We start from the raw sequence: 24023 nt of genomic DNA, 5'->3' as shown, positions 1-24023 counted from the left end.
TAGGCCATCCTGACAGCTCCTCCCCGTGATGAGAGGCCTGAGCTGCGTGAAGCCCAGGCCGACGCCGGATCCTCCTGGCCGAACCAGGGCGCCAGGCGGCCTCAGCCGTAACCGCTACCGAGGTCGCGGCTGCCGGGGTGACGCGTTCGGGGGCCTCGGGAACCTGCGAACCAGGCAAGGAAATCTCGCATCCGACAGAAGCCATAAGTCAGCGGCCGCAGCGTCGCCAACACACTCTACTTACAAACAGTTCCGCGTGTCGGCGGCGCTCGAAAACTGAACACTTTCGGCGGTGAAAAGTGAGCACTCGACGATGGGAGAGTGATCACTTTGGAGGACTGGGCGCTGATCAGGAGGTTGGCTGCTGAGGGGGTGCCGGAGGCGCAGATCGCGCAGCGGTTGGGGATCTCGCGGACGACGGTGATCAAGGCGGTCAACTCGGATGCCCCGCCGCGGTATGAGCGCAGGCCGGCACCGACGTCGTTCACGGTGTTCGAGGTGCGGGTGCGGGAGCTGCTGGTGCAGACACCTGACATGCCGGCCACGGTGCTGGCCGAGCGGGTCGGGTGGACCGGATCGATCCGGTGGTTCCGCGAGAACGTGGCGCGGTTGCGGCCCGAGCAGCGGCCGATCGATCCGGTCGACCGGATCGTGTGGGCGGCTGGTGATGCCGCGCAGTGTGATTTGTGGTTCCCGCCGCGGAAGATCCCGTTGGAAGACGGCAGCGCGAAGTTGTTGCCGGTGCTGGTGATCACGGCCGCGTATTCGAGGTTCGTGACGGCGCGGATGATCCCGACCCGCAAGACCGAGGACCTGCTGTTGGGGTCGTGGGAACTGATCCAGCAACTGGGGCGGGTCCCGCGCCGGCTGATCTGGGACAACGAGCCTGGCATCGGCCGCGGGCAGCGTCGCGCCGAAGGGGTTGGGTCGTTCATGGGCACGTTGGCCACCAAACTCGTGCTGCTGCCGCCCAGAGACCCTGAATCCAAGGGCATTGTGGAGCGTCGCAACGGCTGGTTCGAAACCTCGTTCATTCCCGGCCGGACGTTCAGTTCACCGGCAGATTTCAACGCCCAGTTCACCGACTGGCTGACGAAGGCGAACGCACGGGTGGTCCGCACGATCAAGGCCGCACCGGCCGATCTGGTCGACACGGATCGGGCGGCGATGCTGGCGTTGCCGCCGATCCCGTTGCACCTGGGCTGGCGCAACAAGATCCGGCTGGGCCGCGACTATTACGTCCGGCTCGACACCAACGACTACTCCGTCGATCCGGCCGTGATCGGCCGGATGGTCGACGTCGCTGCAGACTTGGACCGGGTGCGGGTCCGCGCCGACGGCCGCGTTGTGGCCGAGCACTGCCGGGTCTGGGCCAGAGGAACCACCGTCACCGACCCCGCCCACGTTCAGACGGCCGCCTGGCTGCGCAAACAGTTCCAGCAACCCCGTGCCGTCGTCGCCGGTGATGATCTGGCCCGCGATCTCGCCGACTACGACCGCGCCTTCGGACTCACCGCCGAGGAAGGAATCAGCTGATGGCAGCCACCAACTCCAGCACGAAACCCGCCGCGACCACGGAGGCGGTCAAGCAGATCACCTATCTGGCCGCCGCGCTGAAAGCACCCCGGATCACCGAGGCCGCCGCCCGGCTGGCCGATCAAGCCCGTGACGCGGGCTGGACCCACGAGGACTACCTGGCTGCCGTCCTCGAACGCGAAGTCAGCGCCCGCAACTCATCTGGCGCCCGGCTACGGATCCGTGCCGCCGGGTTCGGTGCCGTCAAAACCCTCGAGGACTTCGACTTCGATGCCCAACCAGCAGCACGTCAACAAATCGCAGCACTCGCATCAGGCGGGTTCCTCACCGAGGCCCGCAACGTCGTCCTCCTTGGCCCGCCCGGCACCGGCAAGACCCACCTGGCCACCGCGCTGGGTGTCGCGGCCGCCAGGCACGGTCACCGGGTGCTGTTCGCGACCGCGACCGACTGGGTCGCCCGCCTTACCGATGCCCACCGAGCCGGAAAGCTCCCCAACGAGCTCGCCAGGCTGCGCCGCTACGGCCTCATCATCGTCGACGAGGTCGGCTACCTCCCGTTCGAGCAAGACGCCGCGAACCTGTTCTTCCAGCTCGTCTCATCGCGCTACGAACACGCCTCGCTGGTCCTCACCTCGAACCTGCCGTTCTCCGGCTGGGGCGGTGTCTTCGGAGACCAAGCCGTCGCTGCCGCGATGATCGACCGCATCGTCCACCACGCCGACGTCCTCACCCTCAAAGGCGCCAGCTATCGGCTCCGCGGACGCGGCATCGACAGCCTCCCCAGCATCCGCACCACCACAGACAACAACGAGTCATAGACTGCCAACAACCGCTCACTTTTCAACCGCCGAAACCGACCAGCTTTCAAGCGCCGTCGACACCGCGTCCCGGCAGCGCGTCATGGCCGCTGGCCGAAAGACCCTGACAGACCTTGGATGAACCCGGGACTCGCTGACGCCATCGCGAAAAGATGCTTGACCGTGAGCCGCTGGGGGCGGGCGGTCGAGGTTCGAGCGATCCAGGCCGTGGGCGGCAGGGTGGAGCCGGATACCTTGGGCTTGTCCAAAATAATCCTACCGAACTGAGCCGCGACGACCGAGGGTCGTCGGCAGGATTCTCAACTACCAGACCGGAACTCGCGCGGGGTGGAGCTACCTAAAGGTTGGTATTGAACCGACCTCCTGACTAACCGGAAGACTGACAGCGTCATGTAGGGCCACTTCGGAGTGTCGCAGGCGAGCTGTGCTTCGTAATATCGAGCACATGACCCTCGATCCGACTGATGCGCAGCAACTTCAGGCTGCTCATCTCGTGAAGCAGATAAGTGATCGCCACGCAGGCCGCCGCGACTACGGCATGGGCGACGGCTGGGTACTTGGCATACTCTTCGACCAAGTCGGACTAAACATCGATTCGAAGCGGTGGGCAACACTTCAACTTGTTCGAGCAAACTGTCTATGCGACGAGGTGACATCGCGGGCGATGGACGAGGCCTGGGTTCTCGACAACTCCCCCGAAGCGCTCATCCCCGCCAGTGAATGGCTGGAGGCATTTGGGGCGACAGGATATCTGAGCGACTGGGATGATCCAGTACCGCAGCCGACTAGCACGATGACGGTCTACCGAGGAGCACCTGTCGATCGGCGTTGCGGCCTGGCATGGAGCGAAGAACGTGATGTCGCCCAAGTCTTTGCCGACGACGCCAGCCGCCGTGAGTTGCCTAGTGCAATATTCGTTGCCGACGTTGAGCCGTGGCGAGTCAAAGCACGATACCGATCTCGCAGTGAGAGCGAAGTGATCGTCGACACTCGTGGACTCATCATGGCAAGCGAAGGACAGGATGATCTAGAACCCTGTTGATCGGTAGGCCGCCAGATAATCAGAGCCGACGATCGAGAACGGACCGACGGCTTGCCACTCACCGGGCGACGTCGTTGGGGCCTGACTTACCTAGCACGGGTTCGGACTGGACGCATCCGCACTTCGCGGACCTAAGTGGCACTAGTCCACTCACCACGACGGCAGACTCAGCCATGCCGCACTCCGCCGCAACGAAGGCCACGACGCCTGATCGTCAGCTACCGGAAATCTCGGGATTTTGTTTTGGCGGCGAGTGGGAGGGGTTGGAGTTTTTCGGCGTTGAGGTTGACTACTTGGCCGGTGCGTTGGATGCGGCCGGTGACGATGACGGCGGCTGCGCCGCGGGCAACCTTGGCGTTGGCGGTCCAGGCGCCGATGGAGACGACGATGTTGGACATGCCGGTTTCGTCTCTTCGACGTTGATGAAGGTGACGCCGGAGGCGGTATTCAGCTTGCCAAGCAGCCCTGCGCTCTTGCTCGCAGGCAGGGCAGCTTGGCAACGACGCCATTTCATCAACTCGACGATTGAAGCGCAGGTCGCAGACCGGACATTTCCACCCCACCTCCCGCCGTCCAGACACCCCCACGGTCTCCCACGAGGCGGAGTCATTCCTCTCCTGATCCCACCAGCGCAGCACGGGCAGCCCAGAGTCTTTGAGCAGCTCCTTACGCCGCGGCCCTGACACGTTGGCCGTCTGACGGTCACGGCGAGGATTGGACTGGCATGAGCAGCCGAAGCTCAGATCGGATAAGCGAGTCGCCGAAATCCGCTGACAGAGCCGGCACCGCACCCGATGTGGATCGTCATGCAATGAAGGCTGGGTCAGTGACCCGAGATAATCGAACCCGCTCGCCTCGGCGTGCGAGCGAGCCTCTTCTTCACTGGCTGCCGAGACCGGGAGTCCTTGTAAGGCTCTGGTCGTTTGTGCCCAGCCCCTCCAGAAACACGCCCGGCAGACCGGTTCGCCGAGTTTGTTGCGGTCCAGGACGTACTCGAGCCGATAGTGCGCCTCACAGTCACAGACCAGGCACCTGGTCAGCCGCCAACTGGTCAACTTGACGAAGGCCTCGAGTGGCTCGATCCCGCCGAGGCGAAGCACCGCGGTGATGTGTTCGTCGCACCAACTGGGTCGCGTCCTCGTCTTGAACACAGCCGCCCTCCTGCAGCCAACCTCGGAGCAGGTCTGTCCAGTAGCGCTCACGCCCCAATCATCCCATCAGGCTCATCGAGCCTTAGATCTGCACAGGAGCCTGTGCAGTTACACGTAACACCGGCGGTTCCAGCGCGATGGGAGACACATCGCTTCGACAGGCCGTCCCGGAGAGACGGGACAGGATCGTGCTGCCACAGGGAACTGGTTGCAGACCGTCGGAGGGCGTGATGAAGGCAACCTCACCCTCGCCCACACAGTGGCCCAGGAATTCCAAAACCGCCGATTCACCCCAGAATCCATCCGCCCAATGGCCGACCGCCCCCTCCACCCCTCCGAAGTCCCCGTCCGCTACGTCACCCGGCCCCGGCACTGGAGCCGAAGATCGCCTAGTAGGGCAACGTGTTGTCTGAGGCATCTTCTCCGCCCGCTGATGTCGTCGGCAGGCCGGCGGCGACCTCCCGCTCAGGAGATGCTGCAGGCGGGGCGGCCTGGGACTCCAGATGTCCTTTGCGCTTCCAGTTCGCGACGAGAGGTCTGATGTCGACACCGACCGCCGTACACATGCCCTTGAAATGCTCCTCGTCGCAGGTCCAGATGAAACGCAGGACCTGGCCTAGTTCGTCGGGGACGTTCGCCGAGAAGGACACCGAAGGGTTCGGTTCCTCTCGGTGCGATGAGCCATGAGCGAAGCGAACGACGCGCTGAGTGAGTTCCTCGGGGACTTTCGCCTGTTTGGCGGTGCTCTCGATCTTGCCCTGGAAGTCACCGCCCGTCGGCGATCTGAACGCCACGAACCCTTCGAGCAGCCGGCGGGCGGCGTTGCCGAGCAGGATCAGGTCAGAGGTGTTGCTATCGGTCACTGCCTCGGCGATGCGATAGAAGATGTAGTGATAGTCCGTCGGCTGATTGAGCAGCCTCTCCGGCATTGCTCGGAGATTCACCCGACGGTCGCCGGCGGGGCCGTCACAGACTCTCGTCTCCAGAAACTGGATCCGGGGGAACTTGATCTCCTCCTGGTCGTTCTTGCCGATCGCACCGCGTGAAGCGCGCAGTAGTTTCTTGTACCGCATCAGGAACAGCCGGAACAGCTCGTAGTCGTGGGTCAGCACGACGACCTGACCGAAGCTCTTGGTCCGCTCGTCCACCAGGGCGTACGCGGCGAAGAGCGCGTCTTTGTCGAGGCCGGTGACCGGGTCGTCGATCACGACAAGGTCGTTGTCCGGAGTCACGCCGTCCGCCTCGAGGCTCCGCAAGAAGTACAGGAGCGCCAGACAGTGTCGCTCGCCCTCGCTCAGATGCAGCGCCGGACCGTTGTTCCGTAGTACTTCGTAGCTGGTCCCATCCGCAGTCACTCGCAGCGACAGATGCACGTGCCCGAAAGCGTCCGCGAGGTCGTCGTTAATTAGCTCCGCCGTCTTGCCCACATCATGTTGCTGGCTCCGCAACTTCTCACTCTCCAGTTGCAATTGCTTGATGCGGTTCTCGAGGCGAACGCCAGCGTTCTTGGCAGCCGGCTCGGTACGCAGGGCGCGGGCGTAGTCGGCTCGGAAAGGCTCGACCAGGTGTGCGATCAGACGGGCTTCTGTCTGCGCTCGCAGACCGGTCTGACTCCCGACATCCGTGTTGTGGCCGACCACTGATCCGGCCAGCTCGTTGAGATCTATCGGAGCAGGTGCCGTCGGCAACGGTTCGAGAACCGGGCGGTAGGGGTCGGTTGTCCTTTTGCCGACCAGCACCGCCAGTGCGTCAAGATACGAGCTCCAGTTGTCGATAGGTACCTTGAGCTCATCCAGCGCGGCTTGGTAGCCAGACCGCTGGTCAGGAAGGACATCATCCGGCGATGGAAGGCTCTCGCGCCAGGCTGAGAGAGCTTGACTCGTTCGAGCAAGGTCCTCCGCTGCCTGCTTCAGATCCGCCTGCAGAGCACTCAGCGACTGGTCGAAATGTTCAGCGTAGGCATCACGCGTCTTTGCCGAGAGCACACCGTCGTTACAGAACCTGCATGGATCGCCGCCTGCCGGGTGCAACGCCAGGCCGACCTGTACCCAGTCCGCCAGCGCGCGGTCGGCTTCCAGAGCTGCGCTTATCCGACTGGTCAGCTCCCGCGCAGCAACCTCGGCCACCCGGGCCGCCAAGACGCTGGCCGCGCCGGTCGGATCTGGTGGGACCTTCAGCGATTCGAACTCTTCGGCCGACAAGAACTCGACATCCGCGGCGACCTGGTCGTCGGCGAGAACCACCGCTGGCGGGTCGATCAGCGCCTTGTGTGCCTTGGCAATGGTGTAGATCTGAGTCGTGTATCGGTTTGGCAAGACCGGACCGAGAACGTCGAGAACTCGACGCTTGGCGTCCCCCTTGAGCTTGTCGACGCGGCCGGCAGACTCCTTGCCTGCGGCCATCACCGCGACGAGCCTTACCCGCTGCCGTTCAACCTCCTGCTCGAGCTCACGACGAGAAGACTCCGCAGCGACGTTCGCGGCGCCCAATTTGAGAATTCCGGCAGAGGATCCGTTGCCGTCGAGAAAGAATGCCAGGTGCTCCTCGATGTAGTACCTGTTGAAGACGCGGACGCACCCGCCGACGGCAGCCGATAGGGCTCCCTTGCGCCAGCCGTTGTTCTCGAAGTACTCGGCCGTCAGAGCTACATCACCGCGGGCCGCCTGTCGGAGCAACTCTGCGAAGGTGGTCTTGCCAGTTCCGTTGCGGCCGTAGACGAAGGTCTTCGCGCCCAGGCAGCAGTCAGTGAACAGATCGTCAGCGATACCGCGAAAGGTTTGGTCCGGTGCAACAAGGCGCACCTTGACCGATGCAATCGATGTCATGCTTCCCCCACCACACGGCTCAGCCGTGCGTGCTTCAGAACTAGGCGAAATGGCGGCGCACCGCGGCAACCTGTCTGTGCAGGTCGCGGGCGCGTCGAAGCTGCCGACGTGATGATCGGCCTCGACGCCAGATGCGTTCCTACCCGAGGAAGCCGGTGCTCCCGAGTTCTGTCCCCCAAGAGAACCGCTGCTGCTGCAGCGGCGCCTCTACTGTCAGTAGCCACTATGCTCCGCAGAGACCCACTTGCCAAGCCCTGAACGCACTTTTGGTCACAGCGAGTACTGACAAGACAATTCCTAATTCTGCCTTCCATCCAGGGCGGCGTTGGCGACATGACGTCTGTATCGTCCTTGCGTGGACAGTTCCAGGGCCTTTCCGCCGGCGCTGGCGCCGCTGTGCACGGCGGCTGTCCACTGGGCAGCCGGTGAGCAAAGTACGGGTCGGGCCGTGACCGACGCCCAGCGGGGGGCGCTGGCTGATCTGCTCGGGCTTGACCGGCTTCCTGCGGAGTTCACGGAGGTCAAGCTGACCAACAGCTCGTTGTCTTCTCTTTACTTCCCTCCATACCGCCCACTCGACAGGCCGGCTCGCGCCGGAGACTGACACTTGACTGTCCACCGTGAGCGTCGACCTACCTGAAAGGAACCGTGGTTCGATTCCCGAGAGTCCTGGATTTCGCCGAGAATCGTGCTGATGCCCGCACGGACGAGGCCGAGCGCTGGGCCCACGTCAGCGCCTCGACCGGCTACTGAACCAAGAAGTCCTCGATCAAGGAGTTCACCTCGACCGGGTTCTCCAGCGCCGCGAGGTGCGCCGTGTTCTCCAGTACGGCGAACCGCGCGCCGGGAATCGCGTCGGCCATCGCCCGCGACTCCGCGACCGGGAACGTCGCGTCCTCGCGGCCGGCCACGACCAGCACCGGTGCCTTGATGGACCCGAACAACTCTCGCTGGTCCGGCCGCTTGGGGACGACACTGGTGACCGCGTGCCGCACCGACCCGACGTCGGCCTGGGAGGCCAGATCGTTGACGAAGGCAACGCATTCGGGCCGGTCGCGCTTGCTGGTCGGGCCTAGGAACGCGTCGCGGACGGGACCGACCAGCGGGCCGCGTAGCCCGCCCAGCAGGCGCGCGGTGACGACCAGCATCGGGTACTCGAGCCGGTGCCGCAGGCCCGCCGGGGAAGCGGTCGCGTTCATCAGGACGGCGCGATCGATCCGGTCAGGATGCAGCGCGGCAAAGGTCCCACCGATCATCCCGCCCCACGAGTTACCGAGCAGGTGGGCGCGGTCGATGCCGAGGGCATCGAGAATCTGCACCACGACTTGGGCGCACTCGGTGAAGCTGAACTCCCGCGTCAACGGGCTGCTGCCCCCGTGCCCCGGCGGGTCCACGAGGACGACGCGGAATCGGTCCGCGAAGTACGCCGCCTGCGCGTTCCACAAGGTCCCGTCCATCAGCAGACTCGGCCAGCAGACCATCGCCGGCCCCTCGCCCCCGACCCGCAGGTGGATCCGCCCGAGCACCGTCTCGACGTACTGGTCTTTCATGAGCGGGACCTTAAGCCCCAAGAAGCCGCAGCGCTACTTCGGTGGCGAGATCACGTCGAATGTGAAGCCCAGCAAGACCCGGCGACCACCGCTAGGCTCGGATTAACTCGTTGCAGTTAGAAGGGCGGTCACCTGTTCCGCGGATCTGCGGGTTGCGTCGGCGAGTGTTTGCAGCATTTGGTAGATCCGGATCATCGGTCGAGGTGCCATGCGTTAGGCCCGCGTCCCACCAGGCCATCAGCTTCTCGAGTCGAGTTCCCCGACCTCGGGAAGGCCTGCGTCGCCAACTCAGCCAGCTTGACGCCACCGCCGGCTTCGTCGACGGGTCAACCGTCACCGTGTTGAGCCGACTGACATCGATCATCAACCCCGGCTTCAGCACCTTCGGCTCGTCTGACATGGCACCGGGGGCGCGCGCCCCCGATTTCGCCGGCTCTGATCCGGATGGTCCGGGCTCGGGCGCTACTCCCCCACGCCGGTGCCCAACTGGAGCAGTGACGGCCGGCGGCGTGTTAACAGTGGGGTACCTGGGATTGGCTGTAGACGCTTGCAGAGTGGACAAATCCGGTGAGCGTTCCGGCTTCGATCTTGAACCAGCGATCTGAGGCGTAGTTGGCTCTCGGGGGCCGCAGCATCTGGTGATCTGACCAGCACAACATCTGGACAGATGCGCGATTCGGAATCCGGCCCACGACGTGAGAGTTGGTCGTGCTGTCAGACCAAACCGTCACATCCGACTCTCCATGCATGAAGACACACGGGCCGCTCTCGCAGTGAGGGTCGCCGGCGAACCTACGGGTCAGTGTTACCCCACCGAACGCGCCAGCCGCGATGACACCGACGACCAGCCCAAGTACGGTCGCTCGACGTCGAGTCAGCCAACGCAACTCGGCCGCGGGCCAACCGACGACCACCTCGTTCGACTTCTCCTTGGCCGGTCCTCGGAGCGGCTGCGGCGCTTCACCACCACGCACCAGATCCCGGGTGTCTTGCCAGTCGTCCAGCCATGAACGAACATCACCGTCGCACGCCATGACGTAAGCCTCGACGGTCTCCCAACTTGGCAGATGGTCTCCACCCGCAGCCTCCGACAAGGCCGTGCGCGACCGGCCAGTACGGCGCTGCATCGACAAATAAGTCGGAGAGCCCGCAGACTTCCGCAGTTCGCGAAGCCTGCTCGCGAACTCCGCGATCGGACCGCCAGCCGGGTCCAGCGGGCGTTCTGGCCGTGACAAGACTCCCCCTCCACCTTGCCGGTATGCATCTTGACCGTCGCAGCAGGTAGTCAAGTATTGATGACCGTCGCCGGATCGGACAACGTCGAACGGCCCTACAACTGAACTGCTGAGCCATTCAGCCAAGGGGCCCTGGCACCGGCCGGGGACGTTGAGGGAGGTCTCCATGGGAATCTCGAACAAACGATCCAACCAGCGGCGAGCCGCTGTCGCCACAGCAGGCGCGGCCGTCCTGATTGCCAGCTTGGCCGTTGCATCCGCGGGTCCTGCGCAGGCCAGCCCGTGGAACTGTCCGGTGAGCGGCAGCGGCGTGAGCCGTTCGACGATGTGCTGGAACGGCACAGGGTCGTACCGGGTCGCGATCCAGTGCAAGAACATCTACACCGGCCTGTGGAGCAAGGACGTGTACGGTCCTTGGATCAAGATCACCGAGGCCAAGCCTTCCGTGGCCTGGTGCGACTGGTGGTCTGAGTCGGTGATGAACGCCTGGGCGCAGACAAAGGACTGACGAGGCGCCATTTGAGCGAGTCTTAACGAGCGAACTGCTAAGCGGCCGCCAGCATCGAGTGTGGCGTGAGCCTGGTGACCTCCACGGGCATGGCAGTCACCAGGCATCCGCGAGGACGGGGAACCGCCGACTTCCTCGCGGGCAGACCAGGACGACGAACTTCGCATCAACAATGTCGGTAGCGCGCTCTATGGTCGGCAGATGTGCATCTTTCAGCCTCAGGCTCAGAGGTTCTCGTTGTGATTGAGCCGATGACGTCCATGGCGGCGGCCATCTCAGGCGGCATCGTCAAGGTGGCGACGCGGTCCGCGAGCGTCTTGATCAAGTCAGGTCTGGCCTGGCTTGTGGTGCTGTCGATCTACCGTCAGCAGACCCCTGCCGAGGTGTTGCAGTCTGCCGTCGACTGGTCCGGTGCCGAGTTGTCGTTGACACCCGTAGTGGACTGGGTTCACACCAGAGGAAGCGTGATCGAAGCGTTCGCTCTCTTTGTCCTGTCCGTGTCCATCTCGGGTGTCCGGTTCGGATCCACCTCGTGGACCAGCACGCACGGTCCGATGGGGATGAGCCTCGGTGTCATCCTTCTTGTCGAGACTGGCGCTCCGAACATCGCGCTGGTCGTCGCGATGACAGCCGGGCCGCTGTTCGCGACAGCCCTCGAGCGAGATATCGGTAGCGGGGCCGTTGTCTTCGTCTCCCCCTGGATCTACCTCATCGCTCCCGCAGTCGTTCTATCCGACCTCCTCGGATTCAGAGGCGCCGCAAGCAAACAGCGATCTCACCATCAAGCGCGCCTGGACAGGACTGGCCCGGCTGCATCTCGTGCCGCACGCGTTGGTGGTGAGGGCTTCCTGGGATCGCCTGCGGATGTCTGATGGCGGCAGCGCCCCGCCAGTTGCTCGTACCTCGCAGGGCGCTGCTGGTCCAACTGCTACAGGAACGGCGGGTACGTCGGGTTCGCGCCGTCCTCGCCGGTGATCTCGTTCAGGACCTCGTCCTCGATCTTCGTACCTGACTGGTCGGTCAGATACTCGGGCTCAGCGGACTGGCCGGGTGCCGAGGCTTCCTTCTTCGGTGACATCTGATTTCCTTCTTCGCTGAATGTGATTGGCTGTATCAGTTCGCCATCGAGCTCTTCAGTTCGACCGACACCGGTACCTCCGAGTAGCTCAGGACTTCCAATCCCTGCCCACTGCTCGCCGCCGGGATGAAGGTCATGAACATGTCGAGGCGAACGATCGTGAAGTACCTCGCGCGTGCGCCGCCCGGGCGCCCGAACTGGGCCACGTCGCCACCGCCGGCGCGCAACGTCCCGCGGAAACCGAAGCCGAGGAACCTTGATCCGCGGCTCAAGGACCCGCGGAGGCTCGATCGATCGGCAACAAGAGGCCTATGTGGTCGATTGGGGCTACCGGCTCTGGTGGGTTCAGGGGCTTGAACCCACCACCATCCCGGTGCCAGTGCTGCGCTCAGCCCTTGCCTACCAGTCGATGCGCGGCAGCGAAGGCGGCGCCCGCAGCCACCATCCCGGCCACGATCGCAGCCGCAACCGGCTGGTGTGCCAGGTAGGTCAGGACGCCGATCGAGACACCGAGCACTAGGGCCAGGAGCATCAGCACGGTAGTGCGGAGGGAGAAGGGGGGATCGGGCTCGTTCGAGTCCGGGGTCGAGTTGTCGATCTGGTCGGACATGGTCACTTTGGTGTCTCCCAACAGACGGTGGAGCAGGTTTGCCTGCGACTATTGAGCCACTAGCGCGCACCATCTGTGGGGGAACCGAACGATGCCGAACGATGCCGAACACCCGCCCGAGGGCGACGAACGGATAGCCAGGTTCGCGGGATGGCTCCGGAGCCTGCATCTGGAGGCTGGCGAGCCTTCGCTGAGCGAGATCTCCAAGCTGAGCGTGGGAAAGTTCGGAATCCACATCAGCAAGGCGTCCCTCTCCGAGTGGCTGACCGGCAAGCGCCTACCGCCGTGGGAGAAAGTCGAGCACCTCGCGCGGTTCCTCGGAGGTGAAGAGGGCGTCAACGAGTGCAAACGCCGCTGGAGGATCGCTCGTGGGGAAATCGCTGAACCTGACCGGCGGTGGCCGGTGTGGATTGGGAGCAAGTTGACTCGTCCCGACTCGTTCCAGCCTCGCCAGGTCGAGCGCGCGGCACTGGCCGCCGCGGGAGTAACAGGACGGGCCGCGATCGTGTCAGGGTTCCCCGGCACAGGAAAGACACATCTGGCCGCCGCCTACGCCGCCGAGCTAATGCCTCATGACGCGGCCGACAGCAGCAAGTGCATGGTGGACCTCACGGTATGGGCACCGGCCGGCAAGCGCGTCGACATCGTCACAGCGTACGCGGCCGCAGCGGCTCAGGTTGGGATCGGTGACCCTGCAGATCCCGACGAGACCGCGCACAAGTTCCTGGACTGGCTGGACATCACCGACGCCCGCTGGCTGGTCGTTCTCGACAACGTCACGGACGCGAAAGCCGTCGCGGGCCTGTGGCCAGTCCCGCGTCCGGGGACAGGACAGGTGATCGGCACCACCTCCCGCACCGACAGCACCCTCTTCGAAGGCCGCGACAAGGTTCTCCTTGAGGCGTTCACCGATGATCAAGCGAACACCTACCTGAATGAGGCCCTGAATCCCAGCCTGTCCGACGATCCCGCAAGTGTCGCTACAGCCCTGCAACGGCTGCCCCTGGCGCTAGCTCACGCCGTCGCCTTCATGAACGACAGACACCTACGCTGCGCCAGCTACCGCGACCTGTTCGACAAGAGAAAACACAGCCTCCAAGACCTGTTTCCCGACGAAGCGGAACTGTTCGGGCGCGAGGCACTGCTCACAGTCGCGGCAACCATGTCCCTGGCCATCGACCGCGCGAACCAGGCCAAACCGGCTGGAGTCGCAGGGGCCTTGCTGGAGCTGGGCTGTCTACTTGATCCGAATGGGATCCCACTTGACGCCTTCCACACCCTCCCTGCACATGCATACATTGCTGGTCGAACAGACCTTGAGATCGACGACGTCACCGCCCTAGTTGTGACCAGCGCCCTGGCCAACCTTGACAGATTCAGCATTGCCACTCGCGATGCCCACGCCATCCGCATTCATGCGCTTGTGCAGCATGCGGCTCACGATCTGCTTCTCGGCATCCCCACACTTGCCGACTCGGCCACGATCATCGCGGCCGAGATGCTTATCGCTGTTTGGCCAGACGTCGAACGCGATCGATACCAAGCGCAGCTCCTTCGCGCCAACACCACCACACTCGCAAGCACACTTCATGAACGGGTTTTGTGGGGACATGGCAGTGGCGCGCATCCAGTTCTGTTCAGGGCTGCCCGCAGCCTCGGGCGAGCTGGACTTCTCGCTGACGCGATCGAGGCCTACCGCGCCCTTCACGTCAGAGCGCTAGAACGATTGGGGCCTGACCACCTGGAGACACTCGGTATTCGCGGCAATCTCGCGTATTGGCGCGGCGTCGCCGGCGATGCCGCGGGCGCGGCAATCGCTTCCGAGGCCTTGTTCAAAGATCGCCTGCGTGTACTCGGCCCTGACCACCCGGATACCCTCAAGTCCCGTAGCAGCCTCGCGCACTGGCGTGCTGAGGCCGGCAACCCAGCTGGCGCAGCAGCCGGGTTCGCGGCCTTGAAGAACGATCACCTTCAAGTTTTGGGGCCTGATCACCCAGATACGCTTGTCACCCGGAACAACCTCGCAGTTTCACGGGGGATGGCCGGTGATCCAGCAGGGGCCGCGGCCGAGCTCGAATCCTTACTTGATGACCGCCTCCGGGTCTCGGGATCTGATCACCCCGAGACGCTCCGAACCCGCAGCAACCTCGCCGACTGGCGTCGCCTGGCCGGGGACCCAGCCGGAGCTCTAGTCGAGTTCGCTGCCCTACTTACGGACCTGGAACGCGTCCTGGGAGCCGAGAACCCCTACACGCTTGATACCCGCGGCAGACTCGCATCCTCGCGCGGCGAAGCCGGGGACCTTAACGGAGCTGCTGAAGCATTCAAGGCCCTGCTCGCCGACCAGTTACGGATCGTCGGACCTGATCATCCCGACACCCTCAGTATCCGCAACAACATTGCCCACTGGCTCGGGCGCGCCGGGGACCCAGCCAAGGCGGCCGTCCTCAGCGAGGCTGTGCTCAAGGACCGCCTCCGGCTCCTCGGACCCGAGCACCCCGATACCCTCCAGAGCCGGAGTAATCTCGCCGCTTGGCGTGGTGAGGCTGGCGACCCGGCCGGAGCCATAGTCGAGTTCGATGACCTCCTCGCCGATCAGATACGAATCTTGGGGCCTGACCACCCCGGCACTTTCAACAGCCGCAGCAACCGTGCCTCCTGGCAGGGCCAAGCTGGCGACCCGGCCGGAGCCGCAGCGAGATTCGACGAACTACTCGCCGACGAGCTCCGCGTTCTAGGACCAGACCACCCCGAGACTCTCGCCACACGAGGAAATCATGCTGGATGGAGCGGGCAGGCCGGAGACCTAGCTGGGGCTAAGGCCGGGTACGAGAAACTGCTCGCTGACCGTCTCCGAATCCTAGGTCCAGACCACCCCGACACCCTGCTGACCCGTGAAAATCTTGCCTATTGGAGGCAACAATCCCTGCGGGATCGCTAGCGGATTGATTCCGGCGGCGTGTTCGACCCCACCAAGGCTTCGAATGATTCCGATCGGAACGGCGATCGCGCTTTCACCTAGCGGAAGTCTCGGGATTTGGTTTTGGCGGCCAATGGAAGCGACTGGAGCTTTTCGGCGTTGAGGTTGACGACTTGGCCGGTGCGTTGGATGCGGCCGGTGACGATGACTGCGGCGGCTCCGCGGGCGACTTTGGGGTTGTGGTTCCAGGCGCCGATGGAGATGACGATGTTGGACATGCCGGTCTCGTCTTCGAGGTTGATGAAGGTGACGCCGGAGGCGGTGGCCGGGCGTTGGCGGTGAGTGATGACTCCGGCGACGCGGACGCGTGAGCCGTCGTCGGCTTGGCGGAGGTCGGCGGCGGACAGGATGCCTTGTTCTTTGAGCCAGCCGCGGATGCGTTGGATGGGGTGGCTGGTGGGGGTGATGCTGGTGGACCAGAGGTCGGCCATGTCGGTCTCGATCTCGGTCATGCCGGGCAGCATCGGTGGTGGCCCGGCGGCGGTGATGCCGGGGAGCCGGTCGGGGCGTTCTTCGGCGGCGGCACCGGCTTGCCAGATGGCTTGGCGGCGGTCGAGGCCGAAGCTGTCGAACGCTCCGGCGGTGGCGAGCGCGTCGACTTGTTTGGCGGTGATGCCGGTGCGCCGGACCAGGTCGGCCATCGACGCGTAGGGACCGTTGGTGTCGCGTTCGGCGACGATCCTCTCGGCGTCCTTCTCGCCTATCGAACGGACATCGGTCAGGCCAAGCCGGACCGCGTAGGCGCCATCGCGGCGATGCGTGGCCGTGGTGAATGGCGCGTTGAGGTCGAACGGTCCGACGACAGGTTGCGGGTCAACGAGGCAAGCTGGGTCGCCGGTCGGGCCGGTGAGTTGCTGGCCGTCGACCAGGGGTTCGAGGGTGGCGTTGATGCCGGAGTGGTCGAGATCGGGGCGGCGGGTCTCAACACCGTGGTGGCGGGCGTCGGCGACCAGCGATTGGGGCGAGTAGAAGCCCATCGGCTGCGCCCGCAGGAGCGCGGCGAGGAAGGCGGCTGGGTAGTGGAGACGGAACCAGGTGGAGGTGTAGACCAGTAGGCCGAAGCTGATCGAGTGCGATTCGGCGAACCCGAAGTTCGCGAACGCCTCGATCTTGTCGTAGATCTCCTCCGCCAACTCGCCGGTGATCCCGTTGGCCGCCATGCCGTCGAACAGCTTGGTTTTCAGGGACGAGATTTTCTCGATGCCGCGTTTGGAGCCCATCGCGCGGCGCAGCAGATCGGCCTCGTCACCGTCGATACCGCCGACGGCCATCGCCATCTGCATCAACTGCTCCTGGAACAGCGGCACACCGAGAGTCCGCTCGAGGACCGGTTCGAGCTTGGGATGCAGGTAGGTGATGGGTTCCTCGCCGGTGCGTCGCCGGATGTAGGGATGGACGGCGCCGCCTTGGATCGGACCGGGCCGGATCAGCGCGATCTCGGTGACCAGGTCGTAGAACCGGCGCGGCAGCAACCTGGGGAGGGTGGCCATCTGGGCGCGGGACTCGACCTGGAACACCCCGACCGAGTCACCGCGGCAGAGCTGGTCGTAGACGCCGGCTTCTTCCTTGGGGATGGTGTGCAGCGACCAGGCCTCGCTGGTGTGGTCGCGGACGAGGTCGATGCAGTACTGGAGGGCGGCGAGCATGCCGAGGCCGAGGAGGTCGAACTTGACCAGGCCCATCCAGGCGCAGTCGTCCTTGTCCCACTGCAGCACCGTCCGCTTCTCTTTGCGGGCGTGCTCGATCGGTACCACCTCCCCCACCGGCCGCTCGGTCAGCACCATCCCACCCGAGTGGATCCCCAGGTGCCGTGGGAACTTCAGCAACTGGGTCGCCAGCGCGGTGACCCGTTGCGGGATGTCGCCGTCTCCCCCGCCGCCGGCTGCGATATCTGCGGACCAGCCGTCGACGTTCTTGGACCAGGCGTCTTGCTGGCCGACGGAGTATCCGAGGGCTTTGGCGGCGTCACGGATGGCGGACTTCGGCCGGTAGGAGATGACGTTGGCTACCTGGGCGGCGTTGCGGCGCCCGTACTTGCCGTAGACGAACTGGATCACTTCTTCGCGCCGGTCGGAGTCGAAGTCGACATCGATGTCGGGTTCCTCGGTGCGGGTCGCGGCCAGGAACCGCTCGAACGGCAAGTCGTACAAGATGCTGTCCACCGCGGTGATCTCCAGTGCGTAACAGACCGCGGAGTTCGCGGCAGATCCTCTGCCCTGGTAGAGGATCTGTTTGTTGCGGGCGAACCGGCAGATGTCGAACACGATCAGGAAATAGCCCGGGAAGCCACGCTCCTCGATCACCGCCAGCTCCCGGTCGAGGCGCTGGTAGGCGTCCGGGCGTTGGCTCCGGGTACCGTAGCGGGTCTTCGCGCCGGTGTAGGTGAGGTGCCGCAGCCAACTCATCGGGGTCTGCCCCTCGGGCACATCTCGCAGCGGCAGCTTGGGTTTGGCCCGGCGTAGATCGAACCCGAGTTGCTCGGCCAGCCGGACCGAGTACTCGACCGCGCCGGGGAAGCGGTGGAACTGTTGGCGCATCTCGGCACCGGAGCGCAGGAACGCCATCCCGGCCGGCGGCAGCCAGCCGTCCATCGCGTCCAGGTCACGCCGGGCCCGTACTGCGGCGAGGGCGGCGGCAAGCTGGTGATCGCGCGGGTTCGCGTAGTGCACGTTGTTCGTTGCCACCACCGCCAGTCCACGCGCCGCAGCCAGGTCGGCCAGGATCCGGTTGCGGGTCGAATCAGTCGGCAGCTGGTGATCGATCAGCTCGACCACGACCCGGTCGGCGCCGAACAGCGCGACCAGACGGTCGAGCTCGCGGTCGGCGGCGGCCGGGCCGTCTGCTGCTCCCCCGGCCTCGAGCGCCCGTCTGATGGCGCCCTTGCGGCAACCGGTGAGAACGACCCAGTGATCCCGGCCGCGAGCTGAGAGCTCCTCCAAGTCATAGACGGGTCGGCCTTTCTCGCCACCCGCGAGCTGGGCTTCGGTGATCGCGCCGGCCAACCGGTGGTAGCCCTCCTGGCCCTCGGCCAGCACCAGCAGATGATCGCCTTCGGGGTCCGCGACACCGTTCTGCGGACCCGACAACCCCAGCGACAGCTCTGCACCGAAGACTGTCGGCACGCCATGCGCGGTAGCCGCCTCAGCGAACCTCGCCGCGCCGTAGAAGCCATCGTGATCGGTCAGCGCCAACCCGTGCAGGCCGAGATCGGCCGCGGTCTCCACCAGCCGCTCCGGCTGAGACGCACCATCGAGGAACGAGAACGTCGAGTGCGCATGTAGCTCCGCGTACGGGACCGCGTCCGCGCGGAGCCGGGCCGCACGATCGATCGGCGACTCACCGTCAGCGGCAGGAACGTACGGGCCGCGATGCTGACTCCACGCCGGCGAATCACCACCGTCACCTGCGGCGGGACGGCCGCCATCGCTGCCCGGCCGCGACCGGTTCGACAGCCGCCGCTCCAGCTCCGACCACTTCACCGGCGGATTGTTGTAGCCCATCTATGGTTTTCCCTGTTCCTCCCGTTGATATCCGAGACTAGAACATATGTTCGAAAATCGGCTATCGTGGGTCCCATGCTTGGACGGTTCACGGTGCGCCCCTCAGACGCCGGCGACGGCACCTACGGCGTGTGGGACGGCGCGGTCAACGGCTGGCGCGTGGCCACCTCGACAAGGCCGCAGCCGAGCAGATGAAGACCGATCTCGATCTGCAGTTCAACGCCCACGGGCCACGTCCGGCGGATGAGATCCGCTCCGTCGACCCGCCCCAGCCCGTCGAGCACCTGGTCGCCTGGGAATCAGGGGAACTGGACGCATGGCTCCGCGAAGGCGGCCAATGGCTCGGCCGCGTCCGCGACCGCGACGGCCACCTCGCCTGGATCCCACAATCGGACCTACGGCCTGCCGGACAGGAGACCCCGTGATGGTAACGAGTGTGACCTGATGGCAGGTGGTCCAACGATCAGGCTCGACGGCGGACCTGGGCACGGCCAGATCTACTTCGAAGCGGAGTTCCGCGATCGGATTAAGGCTGCACAGCGGATGCACCGCACCGAGCCGGATGCCGCTGGGTGGGCGCTCGGCTATGAACCCGGCGGGCCCTCCGCTGGCGGCGGGAGACTGTGGACTTGGCGGGGCGTCAACTGTCACCCTGTCGATCTCGGGGACCCTGACTTGGCTCGCTACGGCGCCGTCTTTGCAGCCGAATTGCATGGCACACCTGCAACTGCCGCGTAGCAGGCTCGGTAGTACTACTTTCGCTCGGATTTCTATCGCAGGCGGCCGAGCAGATCCTGAACTGCAGCAGCCCATGCCGGGTCGTCGGGCTCTGCCCACAGCTCTCGCAGCTCAGAATTCTCGGCAATGACTCGCTCAGCTGCGCGCACTGCGAGCGGAATTAGCTCGACAAGGCCGGACCGGCCAACTGCCCAGCCGAGTGCCTTCTCGTTGTACGGGTTCGATGCAGTCGCCCGCCCGGCTGCAGCAGCGACAACCTCGGCCGCGGCGAGGGCCTCCACACCCTCGGAATACTCGAGATAGTGGACACAGTCAGGCCCGACCGCTCGCTCCAGCGCATCTCTCACGAGCTGTTCGTCGCCGGCATCCACCAAGCCAGCAGCCCAGTCAGCAGCCGCATCGTTGCCGAACACCGTTGCATCCCAAGTACCCATGACCGGCACCGTACCGTCAGCGGCGGAACCTGGTTACGCGGGCGTTGGCGCATGCTCACCGTTCCTGCCGGCAGGAAGCCCACGCACGCCAAACACCGCCGGACACTGCAGTTATCCACAGGTGAGACACCAGTGTCCAGCGTCATTGGGCGCAGAGTCAGTAGCGTGTTGGCCAAGAACAGATGGATCGGGTCGTCGACAGCGGCTTGGTTCGCCGCTAAATGTCCCCAAATGTCCTAGGTTAGGGTCTGTGTCGAAGGAACAGCTGCCGAAGTCACCTAACGAACGGCTGCGGAGGGCGATGGCGGAGCACGGGCTCACGAACCTCGCGCTCGCCGAAGAGCTCGATGTGAATGTGAAGACTGTCGTGCGCTGGATCACGGAGAGCCGCATACCGTACCCGAGGTACCGGTATCAGCTGGCGACCAGATTCAAGGTCGACGAGTCGTACCTGTGGCCGGATGCGCTGCCGCGGAGCCGGGCTGTCGCGGTGTCGCAGAGCGAGATCGTCCAGGTGTATCCGCACCGTGCCGATATGCCCCGCGACGACTGGCTGCGGCTGTTCAAGTCGGCCAAGGACGAAATCGGCGTCTTGGTGTACGCGGGGCTGTTCTTTGCCGAAGACACCGGGCTCGAGCGCATCTTGCTGAGGAAGGCGAAGGCCGGTGTGCGTGTTCGGGTGATGCTCGGTGACCCCAACGATGCGCACATCACTGAGCGGGGTGAGGAAGAGGGAATCGGCGATGGGCTCGCCTCGAAGATCCGCAACGCTCTCCTCCTCTTTCGAAAGCTCCGGGAGACGGAAGGCATCGAGTTCCGTCTTCATCGCACGGTGCTCTACAACTCGATCTATGTCGTCGACGACCAACTGCTGGTCAACACGCACATCTACGGTCTGGCGGCCGCACGTGCTCCGATCTGGCATTTGAAGAAGATTCCTGGAGGCGAGCTGGCGGCCCCGTACCGGGAGAGCTTCGAGGCCGTATGGGACCTCAGCGTTCCGCTGAGTGAGGAGGACTGATGGCCAGGAGAATCGACTACTACGACGATCCTGATGCGCCGGCCGCGAACAGCATGGTGCCGTCGACCAACGTCCTCATCGAGAACGAGGCCGGCGAGCTCCTGATGATCCGCCGCTCCGACAACGGCAACTGGGCCGTTCCCGGAGGTGCGATCGACCTCGGCGAGTCACTCGCTCAAGCGGCGATAAGGGAGACGAAAGAAGAGTCGGGCATCGACTGCGAGGTGATCGATGTCGTGGGCATCTATACCGATCCCAAGCACATCATCCTCTACACCAGCAACGGTGAAGCGCGTCAGGAGTTCTCGATCGTCGTCCGAGCTAGAGCGACGGGCGGCGAACTCACCCCCAGCTCCGAGTCCACCGAAGTGCGTTGGATTTCCCGATCCGAGCTGCCGGATCTGACGATGGACCGCTCGATGCGACGGCGCATCGACTACTACCTCGAGAACCCGGGCACGCCCTACATCGACTGATCGTCAGCTGCCGAAAGACAGCAGCGGTACGTCGTACAGGTCAGGCCGCGGGACTCGGCTGAACTCTGGCGACTTCACCTCGACGACGTACATCTCGGTGAGAAACTGAACCTTGGCGTCGAGGAGATGACTGGTGTGTGCGGTGGCCGCCTGCGCCTTCAAGCCAACTGACACATGAATGTGAGGCCGTACGCCACCTGAGGCTGCGTCGTATGCCAGGGTGCCACCGCCGAACGCCTCCACATTCTCAAGGTGCACGGCACTCCAAACTGGCGCGGCCGGGTCATCCAGCTCCTCGCACGTTCCGACGAGCTGGACCTCGCGCAGGCCGGCGACGAACATCGGAATGAAGCCCTGCCGGACGTCTCGCTCGACACAGAACTTCGCGAGTGCGCTGTAGAAGTCGTCGCCATGATCGAAGCGGACCGCGAAAGTCCGGCCCATTGTCAGCTCAACTGCATGCAAGATAGCTTCCTTCGATCGCATCGATGTGCGCAACGTAGCGAATCGCTGTATCAAGGCCTCGAGTGGACAGATGACGACTCCGCGGCTGAGCGATCCCTTCGATCCCCGCCACAGCCAACTCTTCACACCTACGCCGGAACCATCGCCAAGGCACGCCGAGGTAGTCGGCCATCGCCTCCAACCGCCCCGCTGAGCACTCGACGGCAATCATCGACCTCGCCGCGAGGCGCCTCTCGATCTCTCGGTACTCCGAGACGCGCCGCGGTCGCGGGCGAGCATCAACGCGCCAGATCCCCTCGCCGCCCAACCAATTCGCCTCGATCGCCTCGTCGGCCACAACGAAGCCGCCGACCTCGCTCAACGTCGGGTCCACCGTCAGTTCCACTGTGATCCCGAACGCCTCCATGAGGGCCATCGCCAGAAGGAGAAGCACCCGTTCGTACCGGGGCGAGGCATCGACTTCGGCCTCAGGAATGCAGAACGCCCGACGCATCCGGATGAAGCGCCGTGAGGTGTACCTCAGGTAGTCGAGCTTGTGGTTCCACAACAGCCAGGACGAGGCATCCTCACCTCGCTGTTCCCGGGTCCAGAAGAATGGGGTTTCGGAGAGTCGCCCCAGGTGCCGGCTGATGTGCCGCGAGCAGAATGTCGATCCCAGCCACTGTGCGGCAACCGCGTTGAGTTCGGGCACCTCACTCAACGAAGCCTCAGACGCCGACTGCTCCACGTAGTGGGCCAGCCTCGCCTGGCTCACCTCCAGTTGGGCGTCATCGGCGAGCAATGCAGTGTCCGCGTTGACGACGGCCCAGATGATGCCGGCCGTGAGGTCGTCGATCACGTTGGCGGACGCGACAGGCTGCCGGATAGCGATGCGACTTGCCCGGCGTACGAATCGCCGAGCGTCGGACACGTAGTACTTGCCATCGGCATCGGACGTGACGACGGCACTCCATCGATCCGTGCGGCGAAGCGACGTTGTGAGCTGTTCGGTCGGCTCGACCATCAGCCAATCAAGCCCGGTCTCTTCTGCGCTGCAATGATGCACCAACAGTTCGGCGCCGGCGAACGACTTCCCGGACGGTAGTTCAACGATGTTGCTTGCCTCAGTCGTGAGGAGCGCTCGTCCTCCGATCAGATCCGGCAATGCTGCGGGCGGAACGTTGCGCTGCGTACGCCGGAAGACGAAACCGAGATCCGAGGGGTCGGATACTCGAAGTACTTCACAAAGCGCCGCGCGAACGTCAGCCGACGGCCACGAGTACCACCCACGCTCCCAATCCGAGATCGACTTCGCCGTGATCGTCACTTCGCGGCCCGTTGCGCGGTAGATCGCAGTGTTGACCTGGTCTGCGAGGCTCCCCTGGGACATCGCTCCTCGAGCTCTTCGTAGAGCCTCGTTGGGCTTTCGGTCGCGACCGCTCATTGCCCAAGCCTGCGGCTTGGGCAATGGACGGGGTAAGGGCATGGTCAGACATCTCTAGATGTCTCCGGCCCAGAGATGTCCTATCCAGCAGCCAAACGACGGCGAACGTTCCGCGCGGACTCCAGTAGAACAGGTTTGGCGCGGGTAACTGACCTGTGGACCACATGATCGACGGGATAGCGCGACAAGATTTCGGTCAGACGTTCGTCGACATCGACTGGCCGACCATCGACGCCGGCAGTCAGGTCGCAATATGTCAGCGCGTCGAGCAAATCCTGCCGGGACGGCGCGAACTCCTCCGCCAATGTAGCGATCCCCCGCTCAACCGCCTCGATGACGGCGCAGGTGTGATGCGCTACCAATCGGCAGACACGCTCGTCGACCCCCGCCACATCGCGAAGGTAGCGCGCGCCATCCAGCGGATGGAAGCCCGTGACCTTGATGGTTGAGGCGTAGCCGATGTCGTGCAGCCAACTGGCAACTTCAACCAGCTCGGCTTCCGGACCAAGCACGACAGCAAGCTCTCGTGCGCGACTCGCGACGCATTGGGTATGGGCCCATCGTCTGGGCAACTCTTCGGCCAGCAGGTCGCGCGCCAATGCCTCCGCATCCGTCGCACTGATCATGCTCATG

20 protein-coding genes are annotated in these 24023 nt (G+C 64.5%); 9 read left to right on the top strand and 11 right to left on the bottom strand.

Annotated elements, in window-relative coordinates:
- Positions 1-321 precede the first annotated feature (321 nt).
- From istA to ABD768_RS00695, 3 genes are all read left to right on the top strand, one after another.
- On the top strand, positions 322-1536 hold the full coding sequence (gene istA, locus ABD768_RS00705) for an IS21 family transposase (RefSeq protein ID WP_344836204.1): 1215 nt from the start codon (positions 322-324) through the stop codon (positions 1534-1536).
- On the top strand, positions 1536-2354 hold the full coding sequence (gene istB, locus ABD768_RS00700) for an IS21-like element helper ATPase IstB (protein ID WP_344836201.1): 819 nt from the start codon (positions 1536-1538) through the stop codon (positions 2352-2354). Before istA ends, istB begins: the two co-directional genes overlap by 1 nt.
- A gap of 445 nt (positions 2355-2799) precedes the next feature.
- Positions 2800-3396, top strand: a complete 597-nt coding sequence (locus ABD768_RS00695; protein ID WP_343972686.1) for a hypothetical protein — start codon at positions 2800-2802, stop codon at positions 3394-3396.
- Positions 3397-3614: 218 nt separating this feature from the next.
- On the opposite strand, the gene ABD768_RS00690 is transcribed toward ABD768_RS00695, so the two are convergent.
- The 3 genes from ABD768_RS00690 to ABD768_RS00680 all read right to left on the bottom strand — a co-directional run bounded on the left by ABD768_RS00690 (position 3615) and on the right by ABD768_RS00680 (position 8922).
- A complete protein-coding gene (locus ABD768_RS00690) occupies positions 3615-4547 on the bottom strand; it encodes a zinc-ribbon domain-containing protein (protein ID WP_344836198.1) in 933 nt (310 codons plus the stop codon).
- A gap of 389 nt (positions 4548-4936) precedes the next feature.
- The gene (locus ABD768_RS00685) at positions 4937-7372 is read right to left on the bottom strand and encodes an AAA family ATPase (RefSeq protein WP_344836195.1); all 2436 of its coding nucleotides are present in this window, start codon (positions 7370-7372) and stop codon (positions 4937-4939) included.
- A gap of 746 nt (positions 7373-8118) precedes the next feature.
- On the bottom strand, positions 8119-8922 hold the full coding sequence (locus tag ABD768_RS00680; RefSeq protein ID WP_344836192.1) for an alpha/beta fold hydrolase: 804 nt from the start codon (positions 8920-8922) through the stop codon (positions 8119-8121).
- Positions 8923-10323: 1401 nt separating this feature from the next.
- On the opposite strand from ABD768_RS00680, the gene ABD768_RS00675 reads away from it, so the two are divergent.
- Positions 10324-10665: a hypothetical protein gene (locus ABD768_RS00675; RefSeq protein ID WP_343972699.1), complete on the top strand. Its 342-nt coding sequence runs from the start codon at positions 10324-10326 to the stop codon at positions 10663-10665.
- A 239-nt stretch (positions 10666-10904) separates the two neighbouring features.
- Positions 10905-11537 carry a hypothetical protein gene (locus ABD768_RS00670; RefSeq protein WP_344836189.1) on the top strand — a complete coding sequence of 211 codons (633 nt, stop codon included), beginning with the start codon at positions 10905-10907 and terminating at the stop codon, positions 11535-11537.
- A gap of 56 nt (positions 11538-11593) precedes the next feature.
- Here ABD768_RS00670 and ABD768_RS00665 read toward each other — a convergent pair whose 3' ends face one another.
- The 3 genes from ABD768_RS00665 to ABD768_RS00655 form a co-directional block, all read right to left on the bottom strand.
- Positions 11594-11743, bottom strand: coding sequence for a hypothetical protein (locus ABD768_RS00665; RefSeq protein ID WP_343972705.1), 150 nt, complete (start codon positions 11741-11743; stop codon positions 11594-11596).
- Positions 11744-11778: 35 nt separating this feature from the next.
- The gene (locus tag ABD768_RS00660; protein WP_344836186.1) at positions 11779-12015 is read right to left on the bottom strand and encodes a hypothetical protein; all 237 of its coding nucleotides are present in this window, start codon (positions 12013-12015) and stop codon (positions 11779-11781) included.
- Between the two features lie 116 nt (positions 12016-12131).
- Positions 12132-12353 carry a hypothetical protein gene (locus ABD768_RS00655; protein WP_343972711.1) on the bottom strand — a complete coding sequence of 74 codons (222 nt, stop codon included), beginning with the start codon at positions 12351-12353 and terminating at the stop codon, positions 12132-12134.
- A gap of 91 nt (positions 12354-12444) precedes the next feature.
- On the opposite strand from ABD768_RS00655, the gene ABD768_RS00650 reads away from it, so the two are divergent.
- Positions 12445-15294, top strand: a complete 2850-nt coding sequence (locus tag ABD768_RS00650) for a tetratricopeptide repeat protein (protein WP_343972714.1) — start codon at positions 12445-12447, stop codon at positions 15292-15294.
- Positions 15295-15371: 77 nt separating this feature from the next.
- On the opposite strand, the gene ABD768_RS00645 is transcribed toward ABD768_RS00650, so the two are convergent.
- On the bottom strand, positions 15372-18833 hold the full coding sequence (locus tag ABD768_RS00645) for an error-prone DNA polymerase (RefSeq protein WP_344836181.1): 3462 nt from the start codon (positions 18831-18833) through the stop codon (positions 15372-15374).
- A 191-nt stretch (positions 18834-19024) separates the two neighbouring features.
- On the opposite strand from ABD768_RS00645, the gene ABD768_RS00640 reads away from it, so the two are divergent.
- Positions 19025-19258 (top strand): hypothetical protein, encoded by a 234-nt coding sequence (locus tag ABD768_RS00640; RefSeq protein WP_344836178.1) that lies wholly within the window; start codon positions 19025-19027, stop codon positions 19256-19258.
- Positions 19259-19603: 345 nt separating this feature from the next.
- On the opposite strand, the gene ABD768_RS00635 is transcribed toward ABD768_RS00640, so the two are convergent.
- Positions 19604-20005, bottom strand: coding sequence for a DUF4259 domain-containing protein (locus ABD768_RS00635; RefSeq protein WP_344836176.1), 402 nt, complete (start codon positions 20003-20005; stop codon positions 19604-19606).
- A 250-nt stretch (positions 20006-20255) separates the two neighbouring features.
- On the opposite strand from ABD768_RS00635, the gene ABD768_RS00630 reads away from it, so the two are divergent.
- Positions 20256-21026, top strand: coding sequence for an XRE family transcriptional regulator (locus tag ABD768_RS00630; protein WP_344836173.1), 771 nt, complete (start codon positions 20256-20258; stop codon positions 21024-21026).
- Positions 21026-21502, top strand: a complete 477-nt coding sequence (locus ABD768_RS00625) for an NUDIX domain-containing protein (RefSeq protein WP_344836170.1) — start codon at positions 21026-21028, stop codon at positions 21500-21502. The genes ABD768_RS00630 and ABD768_RS00625 overlap by 1 nt, the downstream gene beginning before the upstream one ends.
- A gap of 3 nt (positions 21503-21505) precedes the next feature.
- Here ABD768_RS00625 and ABD768_RS00620 read toward each other — a convergent pair whose 3' ends face one another.
- The 3 genes from ABD768_RS00620 to ABD768_RS00610 form a co-directional block, all read right to left on the bottom strand.
- On the bottom strand, positions 21506-21946 hold the full coding sequence (locus tag ABD768_RS00620; RefSeq protein ID WP_344836167.1) for a PPC domain-containing DNA-binding protein: 441 nt from the start codon (positions 21944-21946) through the stop codon (positions 21506-21508).
- A gap of 7 nt (positions 21947-21953) precedes the next feature.
- Entirely contained in the window at positions 21954-23390 is a 1437-nt protein-coding gene (locus ABD768_RS00615) for a helix-turn-helix transcriptional regulator (protein ID WP_344836164.1), read from the bottom strand.
- 80 nt (positions 23391-23470) lie between these two features.
- Entirely contained in the window at positions 23471-24016 is a 546-nt protein-coding gene (locus ABD768_RS00610; protein WP_344836161.1) for an HD domain-containing protein, read from the bottom strand.
- Between the last annotated feature and the right edge of the window lie 7 nt (positions 24017-24023).

It is taken from the genome of Kribbella ginsengisoli, from assembly GCF_039537185.1.
In the GTDB taxonomy this organism is placed as follows: domain Bacteria; phylum Actinomycetota; class Actinomycetes; order Propionibacteriales; family Kribbellaceae; genus Kribbella; species Kribbella koreensis.
Note: the sequence above shows the minus strand (reverse complement) of the source record. Positions and strands in the feature narration are given on the sequence as shown.